Source organism: Amycolatopsis sp. PSD-21 (assembly GCF_055561455.1).
Genome location: NZ_CM145712.1, coordinates 9,251,703 through 9,277,111, shown reverse-complemented (window position 1 = coordinate 9,277,111; position 25,409 = coordinate 9,251,703). Strand labels below are relative to the sequence as shown.

Sequence of the window (25,409 nt, the reverse complement as noted above, 5' to 3'; positions counted from 1 at the left end):
ATGGCCGTCAAGGAACTCCACGAGTCGCCGAGCCTGTCTTCGCTGTACCCCAAGGCGTTGCTCGGCTCGCTGCGCAAGAGCGGCGGGGACACGCTGCCGGGCACCGAGTTCGTCCGCGAGGGCGTCGTCGTCGACCCGGCGCACCTCGCCGCGTACAACCAGGTGTGCGGATTCCGGCTGGACGACGTGCTCCCGGCGACGTATCCGCATATCCTCGCGTTCCCGTTGCAGATGGCGCTGATGACCGAGGCGGACTTCCCGTTCCCGTTGCTGGGCATGGTGCACGTCGCGAACCGGATCACCCAGCACCGGCAGCTGCGGCTCGACGAGTCGTTCACCCTGCGCGTGCGCGCCGAGGATCTGCGCCCGCACGAGAAGGGCAAGCAGTTCGACGTCGTCAGCGAGCTGCTGGTCAACGACAGTCCTGTGTGGACGGACGTCAGCACGTACCTGCGCCGCGGTGGCGGCAGCGGCGAGAAGACCGCGCGAGGTCAGCTCTCCCAGCCGGCGGCCAACGCGATCTGGCACGTGCCCGGCGACATCGGCCGCCGCTACGCCGAGGTCTCCGGCGACCGCAACCCGATCCATCTGCACCCGATCACCGCGAAGGCATTCGGGTTCCCGGCCGCGATCGCGCACGGCATGTGGACGAAGGCGCACGCGCTCGCGGCGTTCGAGGGCAGGCTCCCGGAGGCGTTCACCGTCGACGTCAAGTTCAAGCAGCCGGTCCTGCTGCCCGCGAAGGCCGCTTTCACCACCTGGAGTGAAGGCGACGGCTGGGCTTTCGAACTGTGGAACGCGCGCAAGCCGAAGCCGCACCTGGAGGGCTCAGTCGTCGCTCTCTGACGGCTTCCAGATCTCGCCCTCGACCAGGTCGTTGAACCCGAGCCAGACCAGGTTCATCAGCCACGAGGCGAGCACGCCGTCGGAGACGTCGGGGTGGTCGAGCGCCCAGTCGGCCAGCGACTCGGCCGCCCCGACCAGCGCGGCGGACAGACCGGCGCCGGAGAACTCGGCCTGTTCGCCGAGGCCCTTGCGGGTGCCGGCGGAGACGACCAGCGCGGCGACCAGCTCGATCGCGCGGGTGCGCATGTCGGTGATCTCCGCGGCGAAGGCGCCGCCGACGGTCATGGCCTGGCGGTGCAGCACCGTCCAGGACTCGCGGTAGTCGGCGACGAAGCGGTAGAACGCGCGGAGCCCGTGCCAAAGCTGCATGTCGGGCGGCAGATCGGGTTTGATCCCGTTCTGCACGGCCTCCAGCAGGCGGGTGGCTTCGCGGCGGATGCACGCGCCGAAGAGATCTTCCTTGGACCCGAGGTAGGTGTAGATCATCGGCTTGGACACGCCTGCGACCTCGGAGATCTCGTCCATCGACGCGGAGTGGTAGCCGTAGCGCGAGAACACCGAGACCGCAGCGTCCAGGATCTGGCGTTCCCGCACCGCTCTCGGCAGCCTTTTGGCGCGTTCGGCGGGACGCGGCACTTCCTCGGACACTCAGGACCTCCCATTAGTTCGCGTAAGACGCTACCGGGCCACCACCGGCAAGGGTGATTTCGGCACGCTTGCCCGCCTACCTACTCGCGGGTAGCCTTACGCTCGGGTAGGCGGGAACTGGAGGGAAGATGACCGAGATCGTGGGGCTGACCGGCCGCGCGCTGGTCGACGTGCTGGAACGGATCGAGCCGGATTCCGCCGAAGCGCACTCTCTCGACGTCAACGAGGTCGCGGGCGCCATCGACCCGAAGGACCTCGGCAAGGACGACGTCCGGCGGCTGCTGACCGCACTGGGACGGCTCGCCGAATCCGCGCCGGCGTTCGATCTCCGCAAGGTGGACCCGGCCCGCTTCGCGAACCTCGTCGCGCGCGCCTCGCGTGCCCAACTCGAGAGCGTCGTCGCCGAACGGCCGCTCCGGGAACGCGTGCTGCGCGAGATCTTCGACCGCATGGGCGCCCACATCCGGCAGGACCGCGCGAAGAGCCTGCACGCCGTGGTGCACTGGCGGCTGTCCGGCGGCACCGGCGACGGCGGCTACGACCGCTACGAGACGGTGATCTCGCACGGCGAGTGCACGGTCGACCGGGACATGCGGGAGAAGCCGAGGGTGACGATCACGATCGCGCCCGTCGATTTCTTCCGGCTCATCACCCACCAGGCGACGCCGGCTGTGCTATTCGTCACCGGAAAGATCAAAGTAAAAGGTGACCTGGCGTTCGCGGCCGGTCTGATCGGTTTCTTCGACCTTCCGAAACCATCCTGAACCCGGCCGAGCAGATACACTTCCGTGCCGTGCCCCGAAATTCTGCGAACCGGCGCTGGCGGGACAAGGTACGCCTTTCCCGTCCGTCGAGGCCGCACAAAACGCGCACCGGCGGCGAACACGTCGTCAACGCCTTCGCGGAGAAACTCGAGCTCGCCAAACTGAGCCCCGAGCAGTTCACCCAGGTCCTGGAAACCCTGCACATGCTCGGCGAAACCGGTGCGGGCATCGAGCTGAGCTCACTGGAGACCGAGGTGCTCGTCGACGTCGTGCAACGCGCGTCGCGGGAGCAGCTCAAGGCCATCGCCGATCATCCGGAACTGCGTGCCGCCTTCCTTGACGAGATTTTCCGCAGAATGTCGGATCATTTCGTTCCGGAACGCGCACGGCACGTCGACTTCGTCGTCGCGTGGCGTTTCACCGACGGTGACGGAGAAGACGGTTTCGATCGATTTCAAACGGTCATCGAAGACGGCGTCTGCGTTTCCAGCACCGATCTCGCGCGTACTCCGGACACCACCATCACGCTGTCCGTCGACGACTTCATCCGGATGGCCACCGGCAACGCGGCGGTTGCGGCGATGTTCGTGACGGGCAAGGTGAAGGTCAAGGGTGAGTACGCGCCGGCGGTGCGGTTCAGCGGGTATTTCGACATCCCGAAACCGAGCGTGGGCTGAAGCGTCCTTCAGCCCTCGACGATGCGGCCCTCGATCACCTGCGGCTGCTTCTTGGCGGCCTCGGCGGGCGGCGTGTCCGTGACGACCTCGCTGTCCACGACCATCACCGGCCCGCGGGTGCGGTTGGCGAACTTGACCGCCCGGCGCGCCATGCGCTTCTGCCAGACCTTCCGCGCGACACTCCGCGTCGGCGGCAGGATGAACAGCAGGCCGATGACGTCGCTGACGAAACCGGGCAGCAGGATCAGCAGGCCGCCGAGCCCGATCAGCATCCCGTCGGTGAGTTCCTTCTCGGCGTCGGCGGGGCGGCCGAGCCGCGCGGACTCGGCGAACGCCCGGAAGGCGCGGCCGCCTTCACGGCGTGCGAGCCAGGAGCCGACGAACGCGCCGGCGAAGAGCAGCGCGATCGTGCCGAGGACGCCAACGGCCGAGCCCACCGCCCACACGGCGGCGATCTCGGCGACGACATAGAGCAGGAACGCGACAGCCATACTTGGACAACGTACGGCTTGCCCGTTTTGCTCCCAACCCCCGGTCAGCCGATCCGGCTAAGGAAATCCTCCGCCTCGCGTGGCCTGGTCAGCACGACCCGTCGCGCGTGCGCCCCCTGCTCCGCGATCCGCCGCACCGTCCGCTCCCGGTGGTGCTTCGGCCAGCGCCAGACGTAGGAATAGAACTCCAGATCCAGCCTTTCGGGGCAGCCGGGCGCCTGCTTGTCCTGCCCGTATTCGCGCAGGCACCGCACGAGCACTCGCCGTAGGCAGACGCGGCGCGGGTAGTCGAGGAAGACGATCGTGTCCGCTCGTGGGAGCCGGAGATGCATCGACGATCCGTAGTTGCCGTCGATCACCCAGGCGTCGGACGCGATGACCTCCTGCTGCGCGGCGTGGAACTCGGCGTCCGGCGCCGGTTTCCACCCCGGTCGCCAGTAGAGCCGGTCGAGATGGGTGACCGGCAGGCCGAGCGCGGCGCCGAGCCGTCGCGCGAACGTCGACTTCCCGGCGCCGCTGCAGCCGACGACCATGATCCGCCGCATGGTCAGTCTTCGTCGAGGTACGCGGCGGCCTGCAACGTGAACAGTTCGGCGTAGCCCGCCTTCGCCGCCATCAGCTCGTCGTGCGTCCCGTACTCGGCGACCTTTCCGTGCTCCAGCAACAGAATCCGCTCCGCCTGCCGCACGGTGGAGAACCGGTGCGAGATGTACAGCGTCGTGCGTCCCTCCGAAAGCTCCCGCAGCCGCGAGAAGAGGTCGTGCTCGGCCTGCGCGTCCAGGGCGGAGGTGGGCTCGTCGAGGATCAGGATCGGCGCCTCCCGCAGAAACGCCCTGGCCAGCGCGATCTTCTGCCATTCGCCGCCGGACAGGCTGACGCCCTGGTCGAACCAGCGGCCGAGCGGGGTGTCGTAGCCGCTGGGCAGGCGCTCGATCCGCTCGTCGGCACCGGCCCGTTTCGCCGACGTCTCGATCCGTTCCCGGTCGACGAGGTGCGTCAGATCGCCGAGCCCGATGTTCTCGGACGCGGTGCCCTGATACGTCACGTAGTCCTGGAACATCGCGCTGATCTGCCGCCGCAGTTCCACCGGGTCGTACTCGCGGATGTCGACGCCGTCGAGCAGGATCCGTCCACCGGTCGGGTCGTACAGCCGGCACAGCAGTTTGAACAGGGTCGACTTCCCGGCGCCGTTGCGGCCGACGACGGCGACCGTTTCCCCCGGCCGGATTTCGAAGCTCACCCCGTCGAGGGCCGGGTCCGGCGCACCGGGGTAGGTGAAGGACACCTCCTCGAACCGGATGTGACCCTCCACTGTGGACGGAAGAGGCCGGGGCTCCGGCGGCGCGACGATGTCCGGCTTCGTCCCGAGGAAGCGGTACAGCGTGTCGAGGTAGAGATTGTTCTCGTACATCCCGGAAAACGCGGTGAACAGACCTTGGACCGACGTCTGCACCGACGCCGCGGCGGCCGTGTACAGCGCGAGATCGCCGAGGGTGAGCCTGCCGCCGACGGCCTCCAGCGCGATGTACAACGCGATCGCGGAGCCGGCGGCGGTGCTGAGCAGGCCCCACGACGTCGAACTGACGCTCCGCTTGCGGGTCAGTGTCCGCTGCCGGTCGTAGAAGACCTGGCCGAGCCGCTGGAACCGGTCGACGAAGTACGGGCCGAGCCCGAACAGCTTGGTCTCCTTGGCGTACGTGTCCGTGGTGACCAAGGAGTTCAGGTAGTCCATCCGCCGTTTCAGCGGCGACATCATCAACGTCAGCCAGAACGCGCGGGCGCCGTACTTCGACTGCGAGATGAACGCGGGGATCGGCGCCACGAGCGCGACGAGCGCCAGCAGCGGGCTGATCGAGACGAGCAGCGCGATCATGCTGCCGAAGGTGATCACCGTCCGGATCAAGCCGAGCGCCGAGTTCATCATCGACAGCGGCCGCGTCGGCGCCTCCTGCGAGGCTTGGCGCAGCATGTCGTAGGACGCGGAACCCTCGAAGTACGAAAGGTGCAGTCTGCTCGCGTGGTCCATCACCTGGTGGCGGATGGTCAGCGTCATCCGTTCCTGCAGCAGTGACTGGCCGTAGGTGGTCAGCGCCTGCGAAATCGCGGTGAGCACGAGGACGCCGAACTGGAAGAGGGCGACCCCGACGATCGCGCTCTTCGTCCCGTGCCCCTGGATCGCCGCGACCACGGAATCGATCAGCAGCTTCGCGATGTACGCGGTCGCCGTCGGGAGGAGGCCGGAAAGCAGGGTCACCAGCGTGATCACGATGGTCAGGACCGGGCTTGCCTGCCACGTCAGTTTCGCGACCTTCGGCAGGCCGCGGACCGTGCCCACGACGTTGACCCACATGCGGTCGAGCCGGGACTTCAGGTCCTTCGGAACGGCTTCGGGCTCGGGCTCCGGGATGTCGACCGGGCCGGTCAGCCCGCTGTCGGGCACCGTCGACGGCGGACGGCGCCGCCTGCCGCCGCGCGCCATGAACAGTTCCAGGCCGCCTCCTCCACCGGGCGGGCCGATCACGCGGCCGCCAAGGCGCCGTTGAGGAACACGTCGACGAGCTCCATCGTGGTGGGCTCGTCACCGGTCTCGCTGAACCGGATCCGGCCGCTGAACAGCAATGACAGGAAGAGCGCCGCGGACTGCGCCGGCGGCAGGCGGAGCCGGTCCTTCTCCGGTTCGAACAGCTCGGCCATGGCGTCACGCATGGCATTCATCGATTCCTTGCGGCGGTCTCGACGGTCGTCATGGCGATGCTCCGGCCGCTTGCCGGAGCCGTACATGATCGCCATCAGCGCGCCCATGCGCTGGAGGTGCGCGCTGAGCGCGTCGGCCGCTTCGATGAGCCTGTCGTCGAGGGACTGGTCGAGGTCGATGACCGCGATCGCGTCGAGCACCTGGTCGGGCTTCAGCGCTTCGGCGAAACAGGTGGCGAACAGCTCGTCCTTGTCCTTGAACACGCGGAAGACCGTGCCCTCGCCGATGCCCGCGGCGCGTGCGATCTGGCTCGACGTGACACCGGCGCCGTGTTCCACCAGCAGGGGCAGCACGGATTGGACGATCATCCGGCGCCGCTCGTCGGCGCTCATCCCCGGCGCTCTCCGCCGGGCGGTGGTCTCTGTCATGCGTCCAGTGTGCGGAGTGAGCGCTCACTCCGTCAACTGAATAAGGCCGAAGCGCGTGAAGGCCCCCTTCCCTCGGCTCAGCCGAGGGAAGGGGGCCTTCACGCGCGAAACGTCAGTAGGTGATCGCGACCGCGGGGTCGGCCAGCAGCGCGCCGACGTCGGCCAGGAACTCCGAACCCTGCTGCCCGTCGACCACGCGGTGGTCGAAGCTCAGCGAAAGCTGGAGCACCTTGCGCACCTTGATCTCGCCGTCGACCACCCACGGGGTGTCCTTGATCGCGCCGAGGCACAGGATCGCGGACTCGCCGGGGTTGATGATCGGCGTCCCGGTGTCGACGCCGAAGACGCCGACGTTGGTGATGGTGATCGTGCCGCCGAGCATGGCCGCCGGGGTGGTCTTGCCCTCGCGGGCGACGTCGGTCAGCTCGGTGAGCGCGATCGCGAGTTCCTTCAGCGACATCGAATCCGCGTCGCGGACCTTGGGCACGACGAGCCCGCGCGGGGTGGCCGCGGCGATCCCGAGGTGCACGTAGTCCTTGTAGACGATCTCCTGCGCCGCCTCGTCCCAAACCGCGTTGACGTCCGGAGTGCGCTTGGCCGCCAGGCAGACGGCCTTCGCCGCGAAGGTCAGCGGGGTGACCTTGACCCCGGCGAACTCGCGCGACTTCTTGAGCTTCTCCCGGAATTCCATCATCGGCGTGACGTCGATGGTCAGGAACTCCGTGACGTGCGGGGCGGTGTACGCGCTCTGCACCATCGCGGCGGCGGTGGCCTTGCGGACACCCTTGATCGGGACACGGCGTTCCCGGGTCGCGGGGTCGTAACCGCTGTCCACAGTGGACACAGCGGCGGCGGCGGGAGCGGCGGAACCGTTGGCGGCCGCCTGGACGTCGTCACGGGTGATGACGCCACCGTCGGCGGAGCCCGTGAGCGCGTGCAGGTCGACGCCGAGGTCCTTGGCCAGCTTGCGCACCGGAGGCTTCGCCAGCGGCACGTACCCGCCCTTCGGCTTCGGAGCCGCCGCAGGCTGGGGCGCCACAGCCACCGGGGCGGCGGCCGGAGCAGCGCCCTTGCGTGCCCGCCGCTGCGTGACGACGGCCTTGGAGCCGTAGCCGACCAGCGGCTTCATCTCCTCTTCCGCTGGCTCCTCCGCCACGGGCGCGGCGGTGGGCGCCGGGGCCGCCTTGCCGTCCGGGTCGACGTCGATGGTGAGGATCGGCGCGCCGACCTCCACCGTCTGGCCTGGTTCGACGAGCAGTTCGGTGACCACGCCCGCCCACGGGATGGGCAATTCGACGGCGGCCTTCGCGGTCTCGACCTCGACGACGATCTGGTTCACCGTGACCTTGTCACCCGGCTTGACCTGCCAGGCGATGATGTCGGCCTCGGTCAGCCCCTCGGCCGTGTCGGCGAGGGGGAATTGTTTGTATTCGGGCATTTCAGGAACTTCCCCCTTACCAGGCGAGTGAACGGTCGACGGTGTGCAGCACCCGGTCCAGGTCGGGGAGGTAGTGCTCCTCGAGCTTGGCGGGCGGGTACGGCGTGTCGAATCCGGTCACCCGGAGCACGGGGGCTTCCAGCGAGTAGAAGCATTCCTGCTGAACGCGCGCGGCGATCTCCGAGGTCAGCGACGATTCCGACGGCGCCTCGCTCAGCGCGATGAGCCGACCGGTCTTGCGCACCGACTCGAACACCGGCTCCAGATCGAGCGGGGACAGCGTCCGAAGGTCGATGACCTCCAGGGACTTGCCCTCGTCCTCGGCGGCGGCCGCCGCGTCGAGCGCGACCTTCACCGACGGGCCGTACGCGACGACGGTGGCCGTGGTGCCCTCGCGGACGACGCGGGACTTGAACAGCTCGTCCGGAGTGGCCTCCGTGTCGACCTCGGACTTCATCGCGCCCGAGTGGTACAGCTTCTTCGGCTCGAAGAACAGGATCGGGTCGTCGGACTTGATCGCCTGCTGGATGCCCCAGTAGGCGTCGACGGCGTTCGAAACCGACACGACCTTCAGGCCGGGGATGTGCGCGAACAGCGACTCCGGCGACTCCGAGTGGTGCTCGACCGCGCCGATGCCGCCGCCGAACGGCACCCGGATCACGATTGGCATCTTGATCTTGCCCTGCGTCCGGTAGTGCAGCTTCGCGACCTGGCTGGAGATCTGGTCGAAGCCCGGGAAGATGAAGCCTTCGAACTGGATTTCGCACACCGGGCGGAAACCGCGGACGGCGAGGCCGACTGCGGTGCCGATAATGCCCGACTCCGCCAGGGGCGTGTCCAGGACGCGCTGCTCGCCGAAGTCCTTCTGCAGGCCGTCGGTGATGCGGAAGACGCCGCCGAGCTTGCCGACGTCCTCACCCATGATCAGGACCTTCGGGTCCTCTTCCATGGCGCGCCGGAGGCCGAGGTTGATCGCCTTGCCGATGGTGAGTTTCTGGAGGTCGCTCATTTCAGTGTCCCTCCGCCCCGACGAAACCGTCCAAGTAGGACAGGAACTCTTCGCGCTGCGCGTCCAGCAGCGGCGTGGATTCCGCGTACACGTTGGAGAAGATCCGCTCGGGCGGCGGCTCGGGCATGTTGAAGCAGTAGTCGCGCAGCTCGGCCGCGAACGCGTCCGAATCGGCCTGCACCTGGTCGAAGAACGCCTGGTCGGCGCCGCCACCGCGGGCGAGGTACGCCCGGACGCGCTCGATCGGGTCCTTCAGCTTCCACTCCTCCAGCTCGTCGGAGAGCCGGTAGCGGGTGGGGTCGTCGGTGGTGGTGTGCGCGTCCATCCGGTAGGTGAACGCCTCGATCAGCACCGGGCCGTTGCCGTGACGGCACTCCTCCAGCGCCCATCGGGAGACCGCGAGGCAGGCGAGGACGTCGTTGCCGTCGACGCGGATTCCGGGGAAGCCGTAGCCGCGGGCGCGCTGGTACAGCGGCAGGCGCGACTGGCGTTCGGTGGGCTCCGAGATCGCCCACTGGTTGTTCTGGCAGAAGAACACGAGCGGCGCGTCGTAGACGGCGGCCCAGACGAAGCCTTCGTGGACGTCGCCCTGCGAAGTCGCTCCGTCACCGAAGTAACAGATGGTCGCTTCGCTGTCGTCGTCGCCGACCTTGCCTTCGAACTTCTGGCCCATCGCGTAACCGGCGGCGTTGAGCACCTGGTTGCCGATCACGATGGTGTACGGGTGGAAGCCGTGGGCCTTGTAGTCCCAGCCGCTGTGGTCGGTGCAGCGGAAGATGCCGAGCACCTCTTTGAGGTCGACGCCGCGGGTGTACGCGACGCCGTGCTCGCGGTAGCTGGGGAACGCCATGTCTCCCTTCCGCAGCGCGCGGCCGGAGCCGATCTGCGCGGCCTCCTGCCCGAGCAGCGGCACCCAGATGCCGAGCTGGCCCTGGCGCTGCATCGCGTTGGCCTCGCGGTCCGCGCGGCGGACCAGGACCATGTCGCGATACAGACCCTTGAGGGCCTCGGCGTCGATGTCGTCGACGTAGCGGTCGAATTGCGGCGAGGCGACTCGTTCGCCTTCGGGGGTGAGCAGCTGAGTCAGCTCAGCGCCACCTTCGCTCGTTGCTCGCAAACCGGCGATCACCTGTTCGGGGGAAGGCTGCGCCGCTACGGCGGCGGGACCATCTCCAGGCTCCGGGTGCGTCCAGTGTTCGGACGGCATGCGCTGCTCTCCTTGATGTCGGCGCCTCTGGCGGCCACTTGTGGCGGCCACAGTGACTGCGCCGGCGGGGACCAGCGCGTCGGATCTGAAGCGCTGGGTCACCGTCGGCGTTGACGGTTCGTGCGCACATCCTGGCATGCCGGACGCCGTTTTGGTCAGTGGCGGATGCTGATTTGTTGCTGAGAAAGGGTGTCTGATCAGGGAAAATGCTAGGAAGCCCGAGTGTGGGGCCGCCGAAAGTAGGGAATTCACCCGCGGGCCGACCAGCGGACGACGGACCCGGACGGGTGTCCTGTCCGGCTGGATCGATGACGATCCGTGCCCACCGCTGTGATCCATCCCACTCCCCGGCACCCGTGGCAGGATGGCGGACGTGGAGCAGAAATCCGTACGCGAAACCGTGGTTTCGAACTGGACGAACGACGTCCTTCCCAGCCTGTCCGGCCTGGTGGCGATCCCCGCCTTGTCGCCGGCGTTCGACCCCGAGTGGGCGAAGACCGGGCATCTGGCCGCCGCCGTCGAGCACGTCCGCTCCTGGATCGCCGCCCGGGAGATCCCCGGCGCGACGCTCGAGGTCGTGGAGCTCGAAGGCCGCAGCCCGCTGCTGGTCGTCGACATCCCGGCGACGTCCGAAGCCGCCGAAAAGGGCACCGTGCTCATGTACGGGCACCTCGACAAGCAGCCGCCGGTCGGTGGCTGGTCCGAGGGGCTCGACCCGTGGACGCCGGTGATCCGCGACGGCAGGCTGTACGGCCGCGGCGCGGTCGACGACGGCTACTCCGGCTACGCGGCGACGACGGCGATCGAGGCCGTGCGCGCCGCCGGTGGCGAGCACTCCCGCGCGGTCGTGCTGCTGGAGACCGGTGAGGAGTCCGGCAGCCCGGACCTGCCCGCCTACGTCGAGCACCTGAAGGAGAAGCTCGGCGAGGTCTCGCTGGTCGTCTGCCTCGACGCCGGCGGCACCGACTACAAGCGCCTGTGGCTGACCACCAGCCTGCGCGGCATGTTGCACGTCAACGTCACCGTGAAGGTGCTGGAGTCCGCGCAGCACTCCGGCATGGCCAGCGGCATCGTGGCGAGCTCGTTCCGTGTCCTGCGTGTCCTGCTCGACCGGATCGAGAACGCCGAGACCGGTGAGATCAAGCTCGCCGAGCTGAGCGTCGACATCCCGGAGAACCGCGTCGAGGACGCTCGCGGTGTCGTCGAGATCGCGCCCGGCGCGGCGAAGACGCTCTTCCCGGTGGTCGGCCGGACGGTGTCCGACGACGACCTGGAGCTGCTGCTCAACAACTCGTGGCGGCCGACGCTGTCGGTGATCGGCGCGGAGGGCTTCCCGCTCCCGGCCGACGCGGGCAACGTGCTGCGCGACAGCACCACGCTCACCCTGAGCTTCCGCCTCCCGCCGACGGCCGACGCGAAGGCCGCGATGGAGGCGGTCCGCCGTGTCCTCACCACCGACGTGCCGTACGATGCTTCGGTCGAGCTCGGCGATTTCCAGGCCGAGAACGGCTGGAACGCGCCGGACACCGCGCCGTGGCTCGACGACGCCCTGCACCACGTGAGTGGCGAGGTCTTCGGCGCGCCGCACAAGAGCTTCGGCATGGGCGGGTCGATCCCGTTCATGGGGCTGCTCGGCGAGAAGTACCCGGACGCGCAGTTCGTGGTCACCGGCGCCTGCGGGCCGGACTCGAACATCCACGTGCCGGACGAGTGGCTGAACATCGATTTCGCGCAGCGGGTCACCGAGGCGGTCGCGCACATCCTGGACGCGCACGCCCGGAGCTGATTCCCGGCTCACGCTGCGATGAACGGGCCGTTCCTTGCACAATTCGCAAGGAACGGCCCGTTCATCGCGCTCGGGAGGATCATGTTCGAAGGCTTCGAGCTCGAAAACGTCGACACCGGCGAAGTGACCTTCAGGGTCCGCCACGGCGGGTCGGGGCCGCCGCTCGTCCTCCTGCACGGACATCCCCGCACGCACACGACCTGGCACGACGTCGCGCCCCGGCTCGCGGACGCGTTCACCGTCGTCTGCCCGGACCTCCCCGGCTACGGCCAGTCCTCGAAACCCGAGACCACCGAAGACCACTCGGCGCACTCGAAACGCGCTATGGCCAGGCACATCGTCGCGCTCATGCGGCATCTAGGCCACGAACGGTTCGCCGTGGTGGGCCACGATCGCGGCAGCTACGTAGCGCACCGGCTGGCCATGGACCATCCCGAAGCGGTCACCAAGCTGGTCATCCTCGACGGTGTCCCGATCGGTGAGGCGCTCGCCCGCGCCGACGCGGACTTCGCGCGGAAATGGTGGCATTGGTTCTTCTTCGGCCAGCTCGCGAAACCCGCCGAGCGCGTGATCAACGCCGACCCGGACGCCTGGTACGGCGGAGATCCCGAGGCGATGGGCGCGGAGAACCACGCCGACTTCCTGCGCGCGATCCACGATCCCGAGACGGTCCACGCGATGCTGGAGGACTACCGGGCAGGCCTCGGGCCCGACCGCGAAGCCGACGACGCGGACAAGGCGGCCGGACGGAAACTCGCCTGCCCGATGCTCATGCTGTGGTCCAGCCGCGACGACATGGCCGAGCTGTACGGCGACCCGATCGCGGTGTGGCGTGAATGGGCCGACGACGTCCGCGGCTTCGCGATCGAGTCCGGGCACCACGTGGCCGAGGAGAACCCGGCCGGCCTCGCGGCGGCGCTGCGGGAGTTCCTGGGCTGAGTGGGTCGTGAGTGGCGATTCGGGTTAGAACCCGAATCGCCACTCACGACCAACCGGACCCACGCCGCACCGCCGCCTTACCTCCTAGGCGAACTTGTTCAGCGCCGCGGTCAGTTCCGTCAGCTGCGGCGTGAAGCGCTGGTACGAGAACGGCGTCTCGTTGTTCCACGGGATCAGCTTCCCGGCCTTCACCGCGGGCAGCTGGGTCCAGGTCGGCACGCCGCCGAGCCCGTCCGGGCCGAGCGAGAGCGATCCGCCGCGGTTGTCGTACATGATCACGTCGGCGGGGTACTTGCCGATGTTCTCCCAGCTGATCTGCTGGTAGTAGCCGCCTTGGCTCGCGTCGGGAGCCTCCGGCGTGACGAAGTCCAGCCCCTTGCTCTGGTAGTGCTTCGAGGTCGCGAACTTCGGCGCGTTCGAGACGTATACGGAGTCCTTCTGCGCGGACACGAGAAGGATCTTCAGCCCTGCGGCCTTCTTCGCCGCCTCGCCGAACGCGGCGTCGGCCTTCTCGTACTCTTCCTTCGCGGCTCGGATCGCCGGAGTCTCGGTGTCGGCGCCGAGCGCCTTCGCGAGCGCGATGAACTTCGCGATCCCCTCGGGCATCGAGATGTCCTGCAGCCGGACCCCGACACTCGGCGCGGCCTTGTCGATCTTCTCCGTCTGCGTGTCCGGGACGTACCACATCTGGTCTTTCAGGTACATCACGCTGACCAGGAGCTGCGGGTTCAGCGCGACGAACTTGTCGAAGTTGAACTCGTTCCACACGTTCCCGAGCGAGGTCACGGCGTTCAGGTCGACGCCGCCCGCCTGCGGGTCCGGCTTGCCGTCGGCGAACTTCGACGGGCCGAAGATCCCGACCGACTTCACGCCCAGGTCCCACAACGCGGCCGCGGCGGTCACCTGCGCGACGATCCGCGTCGGCCGCTCGCCTTCGAGCTTCCGGCCGCGGTCGTCGGTGAACGACCAGGTCGCGCCCGCTCCCTGGGCGGGGGTCTCCTCCTGGTAGCCGCAGGCGGTCAGGAGGCCGGTGGCGCCGAGCGCCGCGGTGCCGGCGAGAAAGCCGCGTCGGGAGAGGTGCATGGAGATCTTCTTTCACCGAGGGACCGAATTTCGTCGTTAGGCTAGCCTTCCCTTATTGTCAGGGCCATGGTCCAGGTCACGGAGCGCGTCAAATCACCCAGGACCGGCGTTTCCGTGAGAACGCTGGTCCTGACGGGGTCGCTCGTAGCGCTCGCCGCGGTCATCCTGCTGTCGATCGGCTTCGGCTCGAACCGCCTCTCCCTCGGCGAAGTCCTGCACGCGCTCTTCGCTTACGACGGGAGTTACACCGACGTCGTCGTCCGCGACGATCGCCTGCCCCGCACGGTGCTCGGCGTCCTGGTCGGGATGGCGCTCGCGCTGGCGGGCTCGCTCATGCAGGCGATCACCCGCAACCCGGTCGCGGAACCCGGGCTGCTCGGCATCAACCACGGCGCCGCGGTCGCGATCGTGCTCGGCTCGGCGGTGTTCTCGGTGACGTCGCCCGGCGAGTACGTCTGGTTCGCCTTCGCCGGTGCGCTCGCGGGAACCGCGCTGGTCTCGGTGATCGGCGGGACGCGGGGCGCCACGAGCCCGCTGCGGCTGGTGCTGGCCGGGGTCGCCGTCCAGGCGGTGTTCGTCGGCATCAACCAGGGCATGCAGATGGTCAACACGCACAACCTGCAGGCCATGCGGTTCTGGCTGGTCGGCTCGCTGGTGAACCGGAACGCCGACCAGCTGTCGGTCCTGCTGCCGTTCTTCGTCGCGGGAGTCGTGATCGCGATCGTCCTGGCCCGTGCGCTGAACGCGCTGGCGCTGGGCGAAGACACGGCTCGCGGGCTCGGCGCGAATCCGGCGCTGGTCCGCGTCGCGGGGATGGTCGCCGTCGGGCTTCTTTCGGCGTCGGCGACCGCGGCCTGCGGACCGATCGCCTTCGTCGGCCTGATGATCCCGCACGTCGTCCGGACGCTGATCGGGCAGGACGAGCGCTGGGTGATGCTGATTTCGGCGCTGCTCGGCCCGGTGCTGCTGCTCGGCTGCGACGTCCTCGGCCGTCTCCTCGGCTCTCCTGGTGAGATCCAGGTCGGCGTGATGACCGACGTCGTCGGCGGCATCGCGTTCGTGATCGTGGCCCGCAGGCTGAAGGCGGTGCGCCGATGACCGCGCTTGTCCGCCGTGAGTCCGGTTTGGACAGACGATCACTGGTCGTCGTCGCCGCGCTGGCCCTGGTGACACTGACGCTCGTCGTGCTCTCGGTCGGCACCGGCGACTACGAGATGAGCCCCGGCGAAGTGCTCGCCACCCTGGCAGGCCAGGGCACGAAGGCCCAGTACCTGGTGGTCATGGGGCGGCTTCCGCGCGTGCTGGTCGCGATTCTCGTCGGTGCCGCGCTGGCGCTGGCCGGGGCGGTCTTCCAGACGATCACCCGCAATCCGCTCGGCAGTCCGGACATCATCGGCTTCACCACCGGTTCGGCGACCGGCGGTATCGCGACCCTGCTGCTCATCGGCTCCGGTCCTGGCCTCGTCTCACTCGGCGCGCTGGCGGGCGGGCTGCTGACCGCATTGGTCGTCATGGCGTTGTGCGCGCCGCACGGCCTGCTGAGTTCGCGGTTGGTGCTGCTCGGGATCGCCGTCAGCGCGGTGCTCGTCGGCGTGAACTCGTACCTGCTGGTGAAGGCGAACCTCGAAGCCGCTTCGCAGGCCGTCGGCTGGCTGGTCGGTGACCTCTCCGGCCGTGACTGGAGCTACTTCGTGCCGCTGGCGATCGGGATGGCGGTGTTCGCCCCGATCGTCTTCGCGAACGGCCGCGCGCTGCGCATGCTGGAGATGGGCGACGACACCGCCACCGGTATCGGCGTCGACGTCCGCCGGGTGCGGCGGACCTTGGTGCTGGTCGCGGTCGCGCTGGTCGCCGCCGCCACCGCGGCGACCGGACCGCTGCCGTTCATCGCGCTCGCCGCGCCCCAGCTGGCGCGCCGGATGACGCGCCTGCCGGGGCCCAACCTGCTCGCGTCGGCCTTCGTCGGGGCGACACTGGTCGTCGCCGCGGACTACCTCGGCCAGCGGTTGCTGGAGTCCTCGCTGCTGCCCGCGGGCGTCGTCGCCGCTGCCCTCGGCGGCGCGTACCTGCTCTGGCTGTTGCTCAGGCGACGGACCTAGGTCAGCCGGGTCAGCTGCACCGAGACGTCCAAAGTGGACTGACCGCCGCCGGTGAAGATGCCCTTGAGCGGCGGCACGTCGGCGTAGTCGCGGCCGTACGCGACCCAGACGTGCCGCGGCCCGACCGGGATCGCGTTCGTCGGGTCGTAGGCCCACCAGCCGCCGGTCCATACGTCGACCCAGGCGTGGCTCTCGCCTTCGACCGTCTCGCCGAGCTTCGCCTCCGGTTTCGTGTGCAGGTACCCGGAGACGTACCGCGCCGGGACGCCGATCGCGCGCAGCATCACCAGCGTGACATGCGCGAAGTCCTGGCAGACCCCTTCGCGCGCACGCCACGCGTCGGTCGCCGTGCTGTGCACGCCGGTCGTCCCAGGCTGGTACTTGAGCTGCTTGTTGACCCATTCGCAGACCGCGAGCACGGCCTCCGCCGGGTCGAGCCCCTTCCGCAGTTCGCGCGCGACCTTCGTCAGCTCCGGATCGCGGGGCGTGTACGGCGTCGGCGTCAGGTACTCGGTGCGGTGGTCGACGACGGTGTCGCTGCGCAGGTCCTTCCATGTCGCCGAGCGGACCGGCTCGCCTTCGTCGGCCGTTTCGACCACCGACGTCGCGAGCACGGTGAACTCCGTGTGCGGCGCGTGAAGGTCGAACGACGTCACGATGGTGCCCCAGTAGTCCGTGTACCGGTAGGCGCGGGTCGCGGGCGTCGTCTCGACGCGGTTGACGACCGTGGTCTGCCGCCGGTCGGAGCGCGGGGTCAGCCGCGCCTCGTTGTACGACTGCGTGGCCGGCGTCGCGTACCGGTATCCGGTCCGGTGGGCCACCCGAAGCTGCCAGGTCACAGCGAAACCTCCGCACCGCTCCAGGCCACCCAAGGCGACGAATGGAAGTACTGCACCGAAACCGCGTCGCCGATGTCCTTGATCGAGGTCTGCAGGGCGCCGAGCCGTTTCGGCAGATCCTCCAGCAGATCCGACGGCCGCAGGAACTCCAGCTCGCTGCGCGCGCGGCCGAGCTGCCGCAGCGCCTCGGACTTCTCGTTGGCACGCGAGTTGACGCCGGGGTCCAGCCGCTCCAGGCATTCCTCGGCCTGCCGCAGCGCGTGGAACACCGAACGCGGGAAGAGCGTGTCCCGCAACAGGAACTGCACGACGCGGCCGGCGTCGAGCGCGCCGCGATAGGTCCGCAGGTAGGTGTCCTGCGCCCCTGCCGAGCGGAGCACGGTGATCCAGCCGGGTGACGACGCGCTGTCCTGGACTCGTGAGAGCAGCAGCCGCACCACCATGTCCGCGCGTTCGACCGACCGGCCGAGCACCATGAACAGCCAGCCGTCGTCGCGGCTCATCGTCGAATCGGCTAGCCCGGCGAACATCGCCGCGCGTTCCTCCACGAAGGACAGGAACGCGTGCGGCCCGGCACGGCGCGCGTACCGCTGCCTGTCCGGCACGGCGTTCCACGTCGCGTTCAGGCATTCCCACAGCTCGGTCGAAACGACCTCGCGGGCGCCGCGCGTGTTCTCGCGGGCGGAGTTGATCGAACCGACGATCGACGCGGGATTGTCCTTGGCGTAGGCGACCAGCTCGGTCAGTTTCCACACGTCGAGCGAGTCCATGCCCTCCGGCGAGATGCCGAGGACGGCGAGCAGCTGGCGGCTCGCGTGGTCCGGGTCGACGCTCGCGTCTTCGAGCAGCTGGTGCACGGAGACGTTCAGGATCCGGGAGGTGTCATCGGCGCGTTCGACGTACCGGCCGATCCAGTACAGCGATTCCGCGTTGCGGGCGAGCACATCAACCTCCCTTATGCCTGTTGCTGCTGCTGTTGCTGGGTGGTGGTCAGCTCGGGACCCTGCTCGGCGACCAGACCGTCCACTTGGGACAGTGCGCCGAGCGCGGGGCGTTCCAGCTCCCGCTCCGCCGTCGAAGACCGCGGCGCCAGCACCCAGGTGTCCTTGGAGCCGCCGCCCTGCGACGAGTTGACGACCAGGCTGCCCTCCGGGAGCGCGACGCGGGTCAGTCCGCCCGGCAGCACGAAGATGTCCTTGCCGTCGTTGACCGCGAACGGGCGGAGATCGACGTGCCGCGGTGCCAGCCTGTCGTCCACTTTGGACGGAACGGTGGACAGCTGCACGACCGGCTGCGCGATCCAGCCGCGTTTGTTCGCCCGGACCTTGCGTTTGAGCGCGGTCAGCTCCGCCTGCGTCGCGTCCGGGCCGAACACGATGCCGTAGCCGCCGGAGCCTTCGACCGGTTTGACCACCAGCTCGTCCATATGTCGCATGACGTGGTCGAACTCGTCCGGCAGCCAGCACCGGAAGGTGTCGACGTTGGGCAGCAACGGCTTCTCGTTGAGGTAGTACTTCACCATCTCGGGCACGTAGGTGTAGACGAGCTTGTCGTCGCCGACGCCGTTGCCCACCGCGTTCGCGATCACGACGTTGCCCGCGCGTGCCGCGTTCAGGATCCCGGCCACGCCGAGCACGGAATCCGGCCGGTAGTGCACCGGATCGAGGAACTCGTCGTCGATCCGCCGGTAGATGACGTCGACCTGCCGCTCGCCCTCGGTGGTGCGCAGGTAGACGACGTTGTCACGGCAGAACATGTCGCGGCCTTCGACCAGCTCGACGCCCATCAGCCTGGCCAGCAGCGAATGCTCGAAATACGCGGAGTTGTGCACGCCGGGCGTGAGCACGACGACCATCGGGTCGGCGACGTTCGCCGCGGCCGCCGCCCGCAGCGCGCGCAGCAGATGCGAGGCGTAATCACCGACCGGGCGCACCCGGTGCTGGGCGAACAGGTCCGGGAACACGCGCGCCATCGTGCGGCGGTTCTCCATCACGTACGACACACCGGACGGGTTGCGGAGATTGTCCTCCAGCACCCGGAAGGTGCCCTCCTCGTCCCGCACCAGGTCCACACCGGACACGTGGATGCGGACGCCGTTGGGCGGGTTGATCCCGAAAGCTTCGCGCTGGAAATGCTCACACGAGGTGATCAGCCGTCGCGGGAGAACGCCGTCGCGCAGGATCTGCCGGTCGCCGTACACGTCGGCGAGGAAGGCTTCGAGCGCGCGGACCCGTTGCGCCACACCACGTTCGAGTTTGCTCCATTCGGCGGTGGTGATCACGCGCGGTACCAGGTCGAGCGGGAACGGGCGTTCCTGGCCGGACAGCGAGAACGTGATGCCCTGGTCGACCATGGCCCGGTCGATCGCCGCCGACCGGGACGAGAGATCGGCCGACGTCAGCGCGGAGATCGATTCGTACAGCGCCCGGTACGGCTGGCGGACCGTGCCATCGGCGGTGAACATCTCGTCGTACGCGCCCGCGTGCGGCCGGGACGGCGAGAGATAGCCGTCGAACTGCGCCCCGGGTTTCGCCGCGCGCCGCGCCGACGTCGTCGTCCGTGGGCGGCGGCCCGCAGGTGGGAGCCGCGGCGCCGGGTTGTTGTTCATGGTCGCCATACTCGCTCACCCTGCCATGCCGGCGCGATACCTCATGCAACGCCCGTGACGGCCGAAACGGCGCTGTAACGTCGCAGTGCTGTGATTGCCGCCGGATGAGTGGCAATATGCGTGCTCTCGACACATGGGAACTACGAGGAGTGACGACGTGGCTCGATTCAAAGCGCTCGCCCTGATCCCGGCGCTCGCCCTGACCGCGGGTGCGCTGTCCGCGTGCGGCGAGGAAGGCGGAACCGCGGCCGGCGGCGTCCAGCTCGTCGCGTCCGGCAAGGTCACCACCTGCACGCACCTGCCCTACCAGCCCTTCCAGGTCAAGCAGGGCGACAAGATCGTCGGTTTCGACGTCGACCTGGTCGATCTGGTCGGCAAGAAGCTGGGTGTCGAGCAGAGCATCGTCGACATCGCCTTCGAGAACATCGAGTCCGGTGAAGCGATGAACAGCGGACAGTGCGACCTCGCCGCCGCGGGCATGACGATCACCGACAAGCGCAAGGAGAAGTTCGACTTCTCCGACCCGTACTTCGAGGCGACCCAGGCGCTGCTGGTCAAGACCGGTTCGCCGATCAAGGACCTCTCGAACGTGGCGGGCAAGAAGATCGGTGTCCAGTCGGCCACCACCGGCGCCGACTACGCCCAGAAGGAGGCGAAGGGCGCCGAGATCGTCACCTTCGACGACCTCGCGCTGCTGGAGCAGGCCGTCAAGAACGGCACGGTCGACGCGGGCGTCAACGACAACGGCGTGCTCTACGACTTCGCGAAGTCGAACCCGGACACGACGGTCGTCACCGAGTTCAAGACGAACGAGTTCTACGGTATCGGCGTGAAGAAGGGCAACAGCGCCCTCCTCGGCAAGATCAACGAGGTGCTCAAGGCGTCCGCGGCGGACGGCTCGTACGCGCAGATCTACCAGAAGTGGTTCGGCAAGGCGCCGACCTGGCAGCCGGGCAGCCCGGCCGCCGGTTGATAATCCGTCCCCTGTGGCCGGTGCCCAGCGCACCGGCCACAGGCTTGTCACCACTTGTTTGAGGAGAGAAATGGCTTTGAGCCGCCGCCAGCGACGTTCGGCGTTCCGGACCGGGCAATACGTCCTGCTGCTGGTGATCGTCATCGTGCTCGCGCTGCTGGCCGACTGGAGCAAGATCGGCAAGGCGTTCTTCGATCTCGAAGTCGCCGCCAAGCAGTTCCCGGACGTCATCACGGTCGCGCTGAAGAACACCGTCATCTTCACCGCGCTGGGCTTCGCGCTCGGCCTCGGGCTGGGCCTGTTGCTCGCCCTCATGAGACTTTCGTCGGTCGGCCCGTACCGCTGGTTCGCGCGCGGGTACATCGAATTCTTCCGCGGCCTGCCCGCGTTGCTGATCTTCCTCGCGGTCGGCATCGGCGTGCCGACGGCGTTCAACACGAACCTGCCGCGCAACATCGCGATCATGCTGGCGCTGGGCATCGTGTCGTCCGCGTACATGGCGGAGACCATTCGAGCCGGTATCCAGGCGGTGCCGCGCGGGCAGGTCGAGGCGGCGCGTTCGCTCGGCATGTCGCCCGCCCGCACGATGATCACCGTCGTCATCCCGCAGGCCTTCCGGATCATCCTGCCGCCGCTGGCCAACGAGCTGATCATGCTGACGAAGGATTCGTCGCTGGCGTTCCTGCTCGGCACCACCCCGGCGCAGCAGGAGCTCGCGCAGTTCAGCCGTCAGGCGCTGCTGGAGGCCAAGGGCCTGACCCCGATCGTCGTCGCCGGTCTGTGCTACCTGGTCATCACCATCCCGCTGTCGATCCTGCAGCAGCGGCTAGAGAAGAAATACGGAGCCGGAGTGCCCGGCGGAGGAACGGTATGAGCGGCCAGACGATCGTCGAAGTTTCGGGACTGCACAAGGCGTTCGGCGAGCTCGAGGTGCTCAAGGGCATCGACCTGCGGGTCGAGCGCGGCCAGGTCGTCTGCATCATCGGTCCGTCGGGTTCCGGCAAGTCGACGCTGCTGCGCTGCGTCAACCTCCTCGAAGAGCCGCAGCAGGGCAAGATCGTGGTCAACGGCAGCGAGATCACCGATCCGGACGTCGACATCGACGGCGCCCGCACGAAGATCGGCATGGTCTTCCAGTCGTTCAACCTCTTCTCGCACCTGAGCGTGCTCGATAACCTCACCGTCGCGCAGCGCAAGGTGTTGAAGCGCGGCAAGGACGAGGCGGAGCGCGTCGCGCGGGAGAACCTCGCGAAGGTCGGGCTGGCGGAGAAGGAATCCTCGCTGCCGACTCAGCTTTCCGGCGGGCAGCAGCAGCGCGTCGCGATCGCGAGGGCGCTGTCGATGAACCCGGACGTCATGCTGTTCGACGAACCGACATCGGCGCTGGACCCCGAACTGGTCGGCGATGTCCTCGCGGTCATGCGGCAGCTCGCGCAAGAGGGCATGACGATGCTCGTCGTCACGCACGAAATGCAGTTCGCCCGCGAAGTGGCCGACATCGTGCTGTTCATGGACGGCGGCGTCGTCGTCGAGCAGGGCTCGCCCGACCAGGTGATCGGGGACCCGCAGGAGGAGCGCACGAAGACGTTCCTCTCGCGGGTCCTGAACCCGAACCACCAGGGCTAACGCCCGCGAAGCTCCGACTCCAGCTGGACGACCTTCGAGACGATTTCGTGCGGCCCGGCGCCCATGAGGCTCACCCAGCCCTTGGCGTCCGGGCCGAACACGACGCGGCCGTGTTCGGTGTCCATCCAGCCCGGTGGTCTCTCGACGCGTTTCCGGTTGCCGGCACCGTCACGGATCGCGACGTAAAGCCTGCCGAAGAAGGTGTGCGGCGACCGGATCCACTGGAGGATCTTCTTGGCGTCGCGGATGCTCGGGCTGGTGCCGGTCAGCATCTCGCCCTTCATCAGGACCTGCAGATCGGCTTCCGAACAGTTCAAGGACGGTGTGCGCGCCGGAGCGGCTTCGGGGAGGAGGCCGGTGAACTCCTGCGCCAGTGTGTCCGGCCGCGTCGGTGTCAGGTAGACGACCTTGTCGACCAGAACGACGTTGACCGCTTCCCGGCCACTGCCCGCGGCGCGAACGGTCCGTTCACGCCCCTCGGACTTCACCCACGAGTAGTACTCCACCGCCGGCCGCTGCAGGAAGCGCAGTGTGTCGAGGAATTCGTCGTCGATCCGGCCACGGGTGAGCAGCCCTTGTCCGTCCAATTCGGACTGTGCGGTGGCCGCGAGCTCGCGACGTTCCTCGGGCAGATACCACTGCGCGCCGCGGACGAGCGTCGGATGGATGTCGCCGAGATTGTGTTGGTCCAGCAGGGTTTCGTAGGTCTGGAGCGTCAGCTCGACGGGTTTCCGCAGCACGATTACGCGCCGATCACCGGCGGAACCGGCTTGTCCCCGTCGTAACCGCCGAAGAGGGAGTCGCCGTCCTCTTCCTGCAGCGTGATCTTGCGCTGGTGCTCTTCGTCCTCGGCGCCCTTGCCCTTACCGGCACCGGCGCCCATGCCGCCGCCACCCATTCCGGGCGCGCCAGGGCGTCCCGCCGCCGCTGGGCCTCCCGCCGGTGTGCCGCGCATGGCGCCTTCACCGGGCATGGCGGCGCCGACGCCACGACCGGGCCCCATGCTCCCCGGCCCGCCGGTCGACCCACCCGGCCCGAACCCGCCGCCGGGCCCGAAACCGCCGCTGAATCCGCCCGATCCAGGCCCGAATCCGCTGCCGCCACCACCAGGTCCGCCGGGTCCTGGCCCGAAGTTGGGCGGCGGGAAGTTACCGGGACGCCCCTGGACCCTGTCATCCGCCCAGGACAGCTTCGTCCGATCGTTCGGCTCCGAGGACGGCAACGGTCGTGGGACCTGCGGAACCCTCGGCGCCGGCGGAACCTGCGGCGGCCTCGGCGCCTGATACCCCTCGGCCCCCGGAGGCGCGCTGTAGGAACTCGGCCCGCCGGTGTACCCGCTGGGACCACTGTGCCGCCCCGAGTCGCCGGGCCCGCCACTGAACCCGCTGACCTTGGTCTGCCCGGGATCGATCGGATCCGGCGTGATCGGCCCCGACGAAACGTTCGGATCGTGCGCGGCCGGATAAGCCGGCGCGAGCGACTGCTGCCGCGGCTGAGTGCTCTGGTAATACGGCTCGTAGATCTCGACGTTGTGCTTCGTGTCCGCGTCGAACTTCGCCGCCGCGATCTCGTCGTCACTCGCGCCGATGGACAAGACGTCTTCAGGCCCGCTGTCCCCCGCGCGCTCCTTCTCGACCGGACGCACATTGCCGCGCGTGTAATGGAAAGAGGCGTTCTGGTCGAACATCGACTGACGGGCGCGATCCATGTTCTCGCCCGCGATCTTGGAGGTCGCGATGAGCGGGGCGAGGCCCGCTGTTCCGGAGTCGGCTGCTTTGCCCTTCCAGAAGGAACTGAGCGCGGTCTGACTGTTCTCCATCGCCTTGCTGATGTCCTCGTGGATAACCAGCAGCTTGTGGGAGGCCACTTGCGCCGCGTCGAGCCGCTTAGTGGTCTGGGGGTTGGCGTTGAGCTTCTCGAAGATCTCCCACCCGCTGTAGGTCATTGTGCCGCCTTGAGATGCTGAATCGCGTGCGTACCCAGTTTGGTTGCCATTCCACACGGATCAGACCGGTTCGGGTTACTGGTTCCAGGTGTCGCGATGATCGTGTACATGAGGTCGTTGCGTACACCGACGGCCAGATTGCAGACATAGCTGCGCTCGCCGCCGTTGGCGAAGACCACAGACGGATACCCGTCGATCGGTTCCGACGGCTTGAAAGTGGTGAGGCCGCTGCCCTGTGCGTTCAACGCGTACAGGTGACTCAGACCGTCTCGTTCGCCGGTGTTCATGCCCGCACTGATCGTGCCCAGCCCGTCGGCGAAGACCCAGGTGCACACCTTGCCGGAGGACAGTTCTTCCACCCGGGATCGGTCCACCGCGCCCCCGCCGAACGCTTGTACCTGATCGTTCTTCACAACACTGCAAGGATCGGCTTCGGCGGCAGCGGTGTCGAGAGGCCGATCGATGTTCGGCGCACCGGCCCGCGGTAGCGAACTCGCCTGGTCACCGGGGGACGAGGGCGCTGGTGTGGTCGGGTTGCCGTTGTTGGAATCGCTGCATGCGCTCACGAGCAACGCTGCTGTCGCCAAAACCAAAAGGGCCGAACGCGATCCCATTCAAACTGCCTTTCCGACGTCGCGGATTGCGTCCAAAGCGGCTTGGTCCTGCCGCTGGTACGCGTCACGGATTTGCCTCAACGTATCCACATAGGCAGTGGTGTAGTCCACCGCGCTGCGGAGAAACTCCTGGTAGGCGGCGCCGGATGCGTTGGCCTTGGCCACGTATCCCTCGCTGCCCACCTCTGTGCCCATGGCATCGATCCCGGTGAGGAACGTCGCCTCGGTATTGGCCCGGCTGTAGTCGTTGTCCAGACTGTCCTGGAGCGCCTTGATGACCTTGTCCATGGCTGCCGGGTCGAACTCCCAGCCGCCGTTCGCCGAGGCGGCCGCGAAGTCGGCCTTTGCCTGGCCGGCGCCGAGATTGCGGTAGTCCGGCGGCGGACCAGGCGGTGGCGGTGCCGCGGCGGCGCCCTGGATCAACCCCGAGCCCTGTGGCGGTGCCTGCGGCGGCGTGGTGTTCAGCTGGTCGTAGACCCCTCGAGGGCCGCTTCCCGGTGTGGTCATGTCGTGCCTCCCCGCACGGGCCGCGACGGGGCGCGACCTACCCGTAGTTCCCTACCGACTCCAACCGGTGACGATAGCAGCAGGTAAACCGTTGATCAGCACCTTCGTGAAGATCGCCATCGAAAGATGGGTCGCTCGGTCCGATCTGGCGCATTTCGTCCTGGATGGCCCTCTTTCGCTGTCTGGA

Annotated in this window: 26 protein-coding genes; 10 read left to right on the top strand and 16 right to left on the bottom strand. The window is 68.2% G+C overall.

The genetic code is table 11. The features are described from left to right. Positions 1 to 846: a MaoC family dehydratase gene (locus ACZ1DY_RS43800; protein WP_257483460.1), complete on the top strand. Its 846-nt coding sequence runs from the start codon at positions 1 to 3 to the stop codon at positions 844 to 846. Here the strand turns inward: ACZ1DY_RS43800 and ACZ1DY_RS43795 are convergent. Continuing rightward, positions 829 to 1,494 (bottom strand): TetR/AcrR family transcriptional regulator, encoded by a 666-nt coding sequence (locus ACZ1DY_RS43795; RefSeq protein ID WP_126736182.1) that lies wholly within the window; start codon positions 1,492 to 1,494, stop codon positions 829 to 831. The two genes, ACZ1DY_RS43800 and ACZ1DY_RS43795, sit on opposite strands and share 18 nt — an antisense overlap. A gap of 128 nt (positions 1,495 to 1,622) precedes the next feature. On the opposite strand from ACZ1DY_RS43795, the gene ACZ1DY_RS43790 reads away from it, so the two are divergent. Together ACZ1DY_RS43790 and ACZ1DY_RS43785 are read left to right on the top strand one after the other, a co-directional pair. Next, positions 1,623 to 2,258 (top strand): SCP2 sterol-binding domain-containing protein, encoded by a 636-nt coding sequence (locus tag ACZ1DY_RS43790; protein ID WP_465483174.1) that lies wholly within the window; start codon positions 1,623 to 1,625, stop codon positions 2,256 to 2,258. 29 nt (positions 2,259 to 2,287) lie between these two features. Next, entirely contained in the window at positions 2,288 to 2,935 is a 648-nt protein-coding gene (locus ACZ1DY_RS43785; protein ID WP_465483173.1) for an SCP2 sterol-binding domain-containing protein, read from the top strand. Positions 2,936 to 2,943: 8 nt separating this feature from the next. On the opposite strand, the gene ACZ1DY_RS43780 is transcribed toward ACZ1DY_RS43785, so the two are convergent. From ACZ1DY_RS43780 to pdhA, 7 genes are all read right to left on the bottom strand, one after another. Beyond that, a complete protein-coding gene (locus ACZ1DY_RS43780) occupies positions 2,944 to 3,426 on the bottom strand; it encodes an FxsA family protein (protein ID WP_465483172.1) in 483 nt (160 codons plus the stop codon). A gap of 44 nt (positions 3,427 to 3,470) precedes the next feature. Further along, positions 3,471 to 3,971: a P-loop NTPase family protein gene (locus ACZ1DY_RS43775; protein WP_465483171.1), complete on the bottom strand. Its 501-nt coding sequence runs from the start codon at positions 3,969 to 3,971 to the stop codon at positions 3,471 to 3,473. A gap of 2 nt (positions 3,972 to 3,973) precedes the next feature. Then, positions 3,974 to 5,917 (bottom strand): ABC transporter ATP-binding protein, encoded by a 1,944-nt coding sequence (locus ACZ1DY_RS43770; RefSeq protein WP_465485796.1) that lies wholly within the window; start codon positions 5,915 to 5,917, stop codon positions 3,974 to 3,976. 26 nt (positions 5,918 to 5,943) lie between these two features. Next, positions 5,944 to 6,513 (bottom strand): TetR/AcrR family transcriptional regulator, encoded by a 570-nt coding sequence (locus ACZ1DY_RS43765; protein WP_257489835.1) that lies wholly within the window; start codon positions 6,511 to 6,513, stop codon positions 5,944 to 5,946. A gap of 148 nt (positions 6,514 to 6,661) precedes the next feature. Further along, positions 6,662 to 7,987: a dihydrolipoamide acetyltransferase family protein gene (locus ACZ1DY_RS43760; protein WP_465483170.1), complete on the bottom strand. Its 1,326-nt coding sequence runs from the start codon at positions 7,985 to 7,987 to the stop codon at positions 6,662 to 6,664. A gap of 16 nt (positions 7,988 to 8,003) precedes the next feature. Next, complete coding sequence (locus tag ACZ1DY_RS43755) at positions 8,004 to 8,996, bottom strand: alpha-ketoacid dehydrogenase subunit beta (RefSeq protein WP_126736176.1); 993 nt, start codon at positions 8,994 to 8,996, stop codon at positions 8,004 to 8,006. 1 nt (position 8,997) lies between these two features. Beyond that, complete coding sequence (pdhA, locus tag ACZ1DY_RS43750) at positions 8,998 to 10,203, bottom strand: pyruvate dehydrogenase (acetyl-transferring) E1 component subunit alpha (protein WP_126736175.1); 1,206 nt, start codon at positions 10,201 to 10,203, stop codon at positions 8,998 to 9,000. A gap of 373 nt (positions 10,204 to 10,576) precedes the next feature. Between pdhA and ACZ1DY_RS43745 the strand changes: the two genes are divergently transcribed. Further along, positions 10,577 to 11,989, top strand: coding sequence for a M20/M25/M40 family metallo-hydrolase (locus ACZ1DY_RS43745; protein ID WP_257483456.1), 1,413 nt, complete (start codon positions 10,577 to 10,579; stop codon positions 11,987 to 11,989). A gap of 81 nt (positions 11,990 to 12,070) precedes the next feature. Then, positions 12,071 to 12,928, top strand: coding sequence for an alpha/beta fold hydrolase (locus tag ACZ1DY_RS43740; RefSeq protein ID WP_465483169.1), 858 nt, complete (start codon positions 12,071 to 12,073; stop codon positions 12,926 to 12,928). A gap of 84 nt (positions 12,929 to 13,012) precedes the next feature. Here the strand turns inward: ACZ1DY_RS43740 and ACZ1DY_RS43735 are convergent, their stop codons facing one another. Beyond that, on the bottom strand, positions 13,013 to 14,011 hold the full coding sequence (locus tag ACZ1DY_RS43735) for an ABC transporter substrate-binding protein (protein ID WP_257483454.1): 999 nt from the start codon (positions 14,009 to 14,011) through the stop codon (positions 13,013 to 13,015). A 114-nt stretch (positions 14,012 to 14,125) separates the two neighbouring features. Between ACZ1DY_RS43735 and ACZ1DY_RS43730 the strand changes: the two genes are divergently transcribed. Together ACZ1DY_RS43730 and ACZ1DY_RS43725 are read left to right on the top strand one after the other, a co-directional pair. Further along, the gene (locus ACZ1DY_RS43730) at positions 14,126 to 15,109 is read left to right on the top strand and encodes a FecCD family ABC transporter permease (protein WP_465483168.1); all 984 of its coding nucleotides are present in this window, start codon (positions 14,126 to 14,128) and stop codon (positions 15,107 to 15,109) included. Further along, positions 15,106 to 16,110 carry a FecCD family ABC transporter permease gene (locus ACZ1DY_RS43725; protein ID WP_465483167.1) on the top strand — a complete coding sequence of 335 codons (1,005 nt, stop codon included), beginning with the start codon at positions 15,106 to 15,108 and terminating at the stop codon, positions 16,108 to 16,110. The genes ACZ1DY_RS43730 and ACZ1DY_RS43725 overlap by 4 nt, the downstream gene beginning before the upstream one ends. Here the strand turns inward: ACZ1DY_RS43725 and ACZ1DY_RS43720 are convergent. The 3 genes from ACZ1DY_RS43720 to ACZ1DY_RS43710 are packed head-to-tail and all read right to left on the bottom strand — an operon-like array spanning position 16,107 to position 19,566. Beyond that, positions 16,107 to 16,949: a transglutaminase family protein gene (locus tag ACZ1DY_RS43720; RefSeq protein ID WP_257483451.1), complete on the bottom strand. Its 843-nt coding sequence runs from the start codon at positions 16,947 to 16,949 to the stop codon at positions 16,107 to 16,109. The genes ACZ1DY_RS43725 and ACZ1DY_RS43720 overlap by 4 nt on opposite strands. Continuing rightward, entirely contained in the window at positions 16,946 to 17,893 is a 948-nt protein-coding gene (locus ACZ1DY_RS43715) for an alpha-E domain-containing protein (RefSeq protein WP_034314142.1), read from the bottom strand. Before ACZ1DY_RS43715 ends, ACZ1DY_RS43720 begins: the two co-directional genes overlap by 4 nt. Before the next feature lie 11 nt (positions 17,894 to 17,904). Next, positions 17,905 to 19,566, bottom strand: a complete 1,662-nt coding sequence (locus tag ACZ1DY_RS43710; RefSeq protein ID WP_126736171.1) for a circularly permuted type 2 ATP-grasp protein — start codon at positions 19,564 to 19,566, stop codon at positions 17,905 to 17,907. 148 nt (positions 19,567 to 19,714) lie between these two features. Here ACZ1DY_RS43710 and ACZ1DY_RS43705 point away from each other — a divergent pair, with 148 nt between their 5' ends. From ACZ1DY_RS43705 to ACZ1DY_RS43695, 3 genes are all read left to right on the top strand, one after another. After that, positions 19,715 to 20,530, top strand: coding sequence for a basic amino acid ABC transporter substrate-binding protein (locus tag ACZ1DY_RS43705; protein ID WP_192747189.1), 816 nt, complete (start codon positions 19,715 to 19,717; stop codon positions 20,528 to 20,530). Positions 20,531 to 20,600: 70 nt separating this feature from the next. After that, positions 20,601 to 21,404, top strand: coding sequence for an amino acid ABC transporter permease (locus ACZ1DY_RS43700; RefSeq protein WP_063275315.1), 804 nt, complete (start codon positions 20,601 to 20,603; stop codon positions 21,402 to 21,404). Further along, positions 21,401 to 22,156, top strand: a complete 756-nt coding sequence (locus tag ACZ1DY_RS43695; protein WP_126736169.1) for an amino acid ABC transporter ATP-binding protein — start codon at positions 21,401 to 21,403, stop codon at positions 22,154 to 22,156. Before ACZ1DY_RS43700 ends, ACZ1DY_RS43695 begins: the two co-directional genes overlap by 4 nt. Here the strand turns inward: ACZ1DY_RS43695 and ACZ1DY_RS43690 are convergent. From ACZ1DY_RS43690 to ACZ1DY_RS43675, 4 genes are read right to left on the bottom strand one after another with little or no spacing between them, the layout of a single operon-like run. Further along, positions 22,153 to 22,896 (bottom strand): ESX secretion-associated protein EspG, encoded by a 744-nt coding sequence (locus ACZ1DY_RS43690; protein ID WP_126736168.1) that lies wholly within the window; start codon positions 22,894 to 22,896, stop codon positions 22,153 to 22,155. The genes ACZ1DY_RS43695 and ACZ1DY_RS43690 overlap by 4 nt on opposite strands. 2 nt (positions 22,897 to 22,898) lie before the next feature. Further along, positions 22,899 to 24,101 (bottom strand): hypothetical protein, encoded by a 1,203-nt coding sequence (locus tag ACZ1DY_RS43685; RefSeq protein ID WP_465483166.1) that lies wholly within the window; start codon positions 24,099 to 24,101, stop codon positions 22,899 to 22,901. Beyond that, positions 24,098 to 24,715, bottom strand: a complete 618-nt coding sequence (locus ACZ1DY_RS43680; protein ID WP_465483165.1) for a DUF3558 domain-containing protein — start codon at positions 24,713 to 24,715, stop codon at positions 24,098 to 24,100. The genes ACZ1DY_RS43685 and ACZ1DY_RS43680 overlap by 4 nt, the downstream gene beginning before the upstream one ends. Beyond that, entirely contained in the window at positions 24,716 to 25,222 is a 507-nt protein-coding gene (locus ACZ1DY_RS43675) for a hypothetical protein (protein ID WP_465483164.1), read from the bottom strand. Between the last annotated feature and the right edge of the window lie 187 nt (positions 25,223 to 25,409).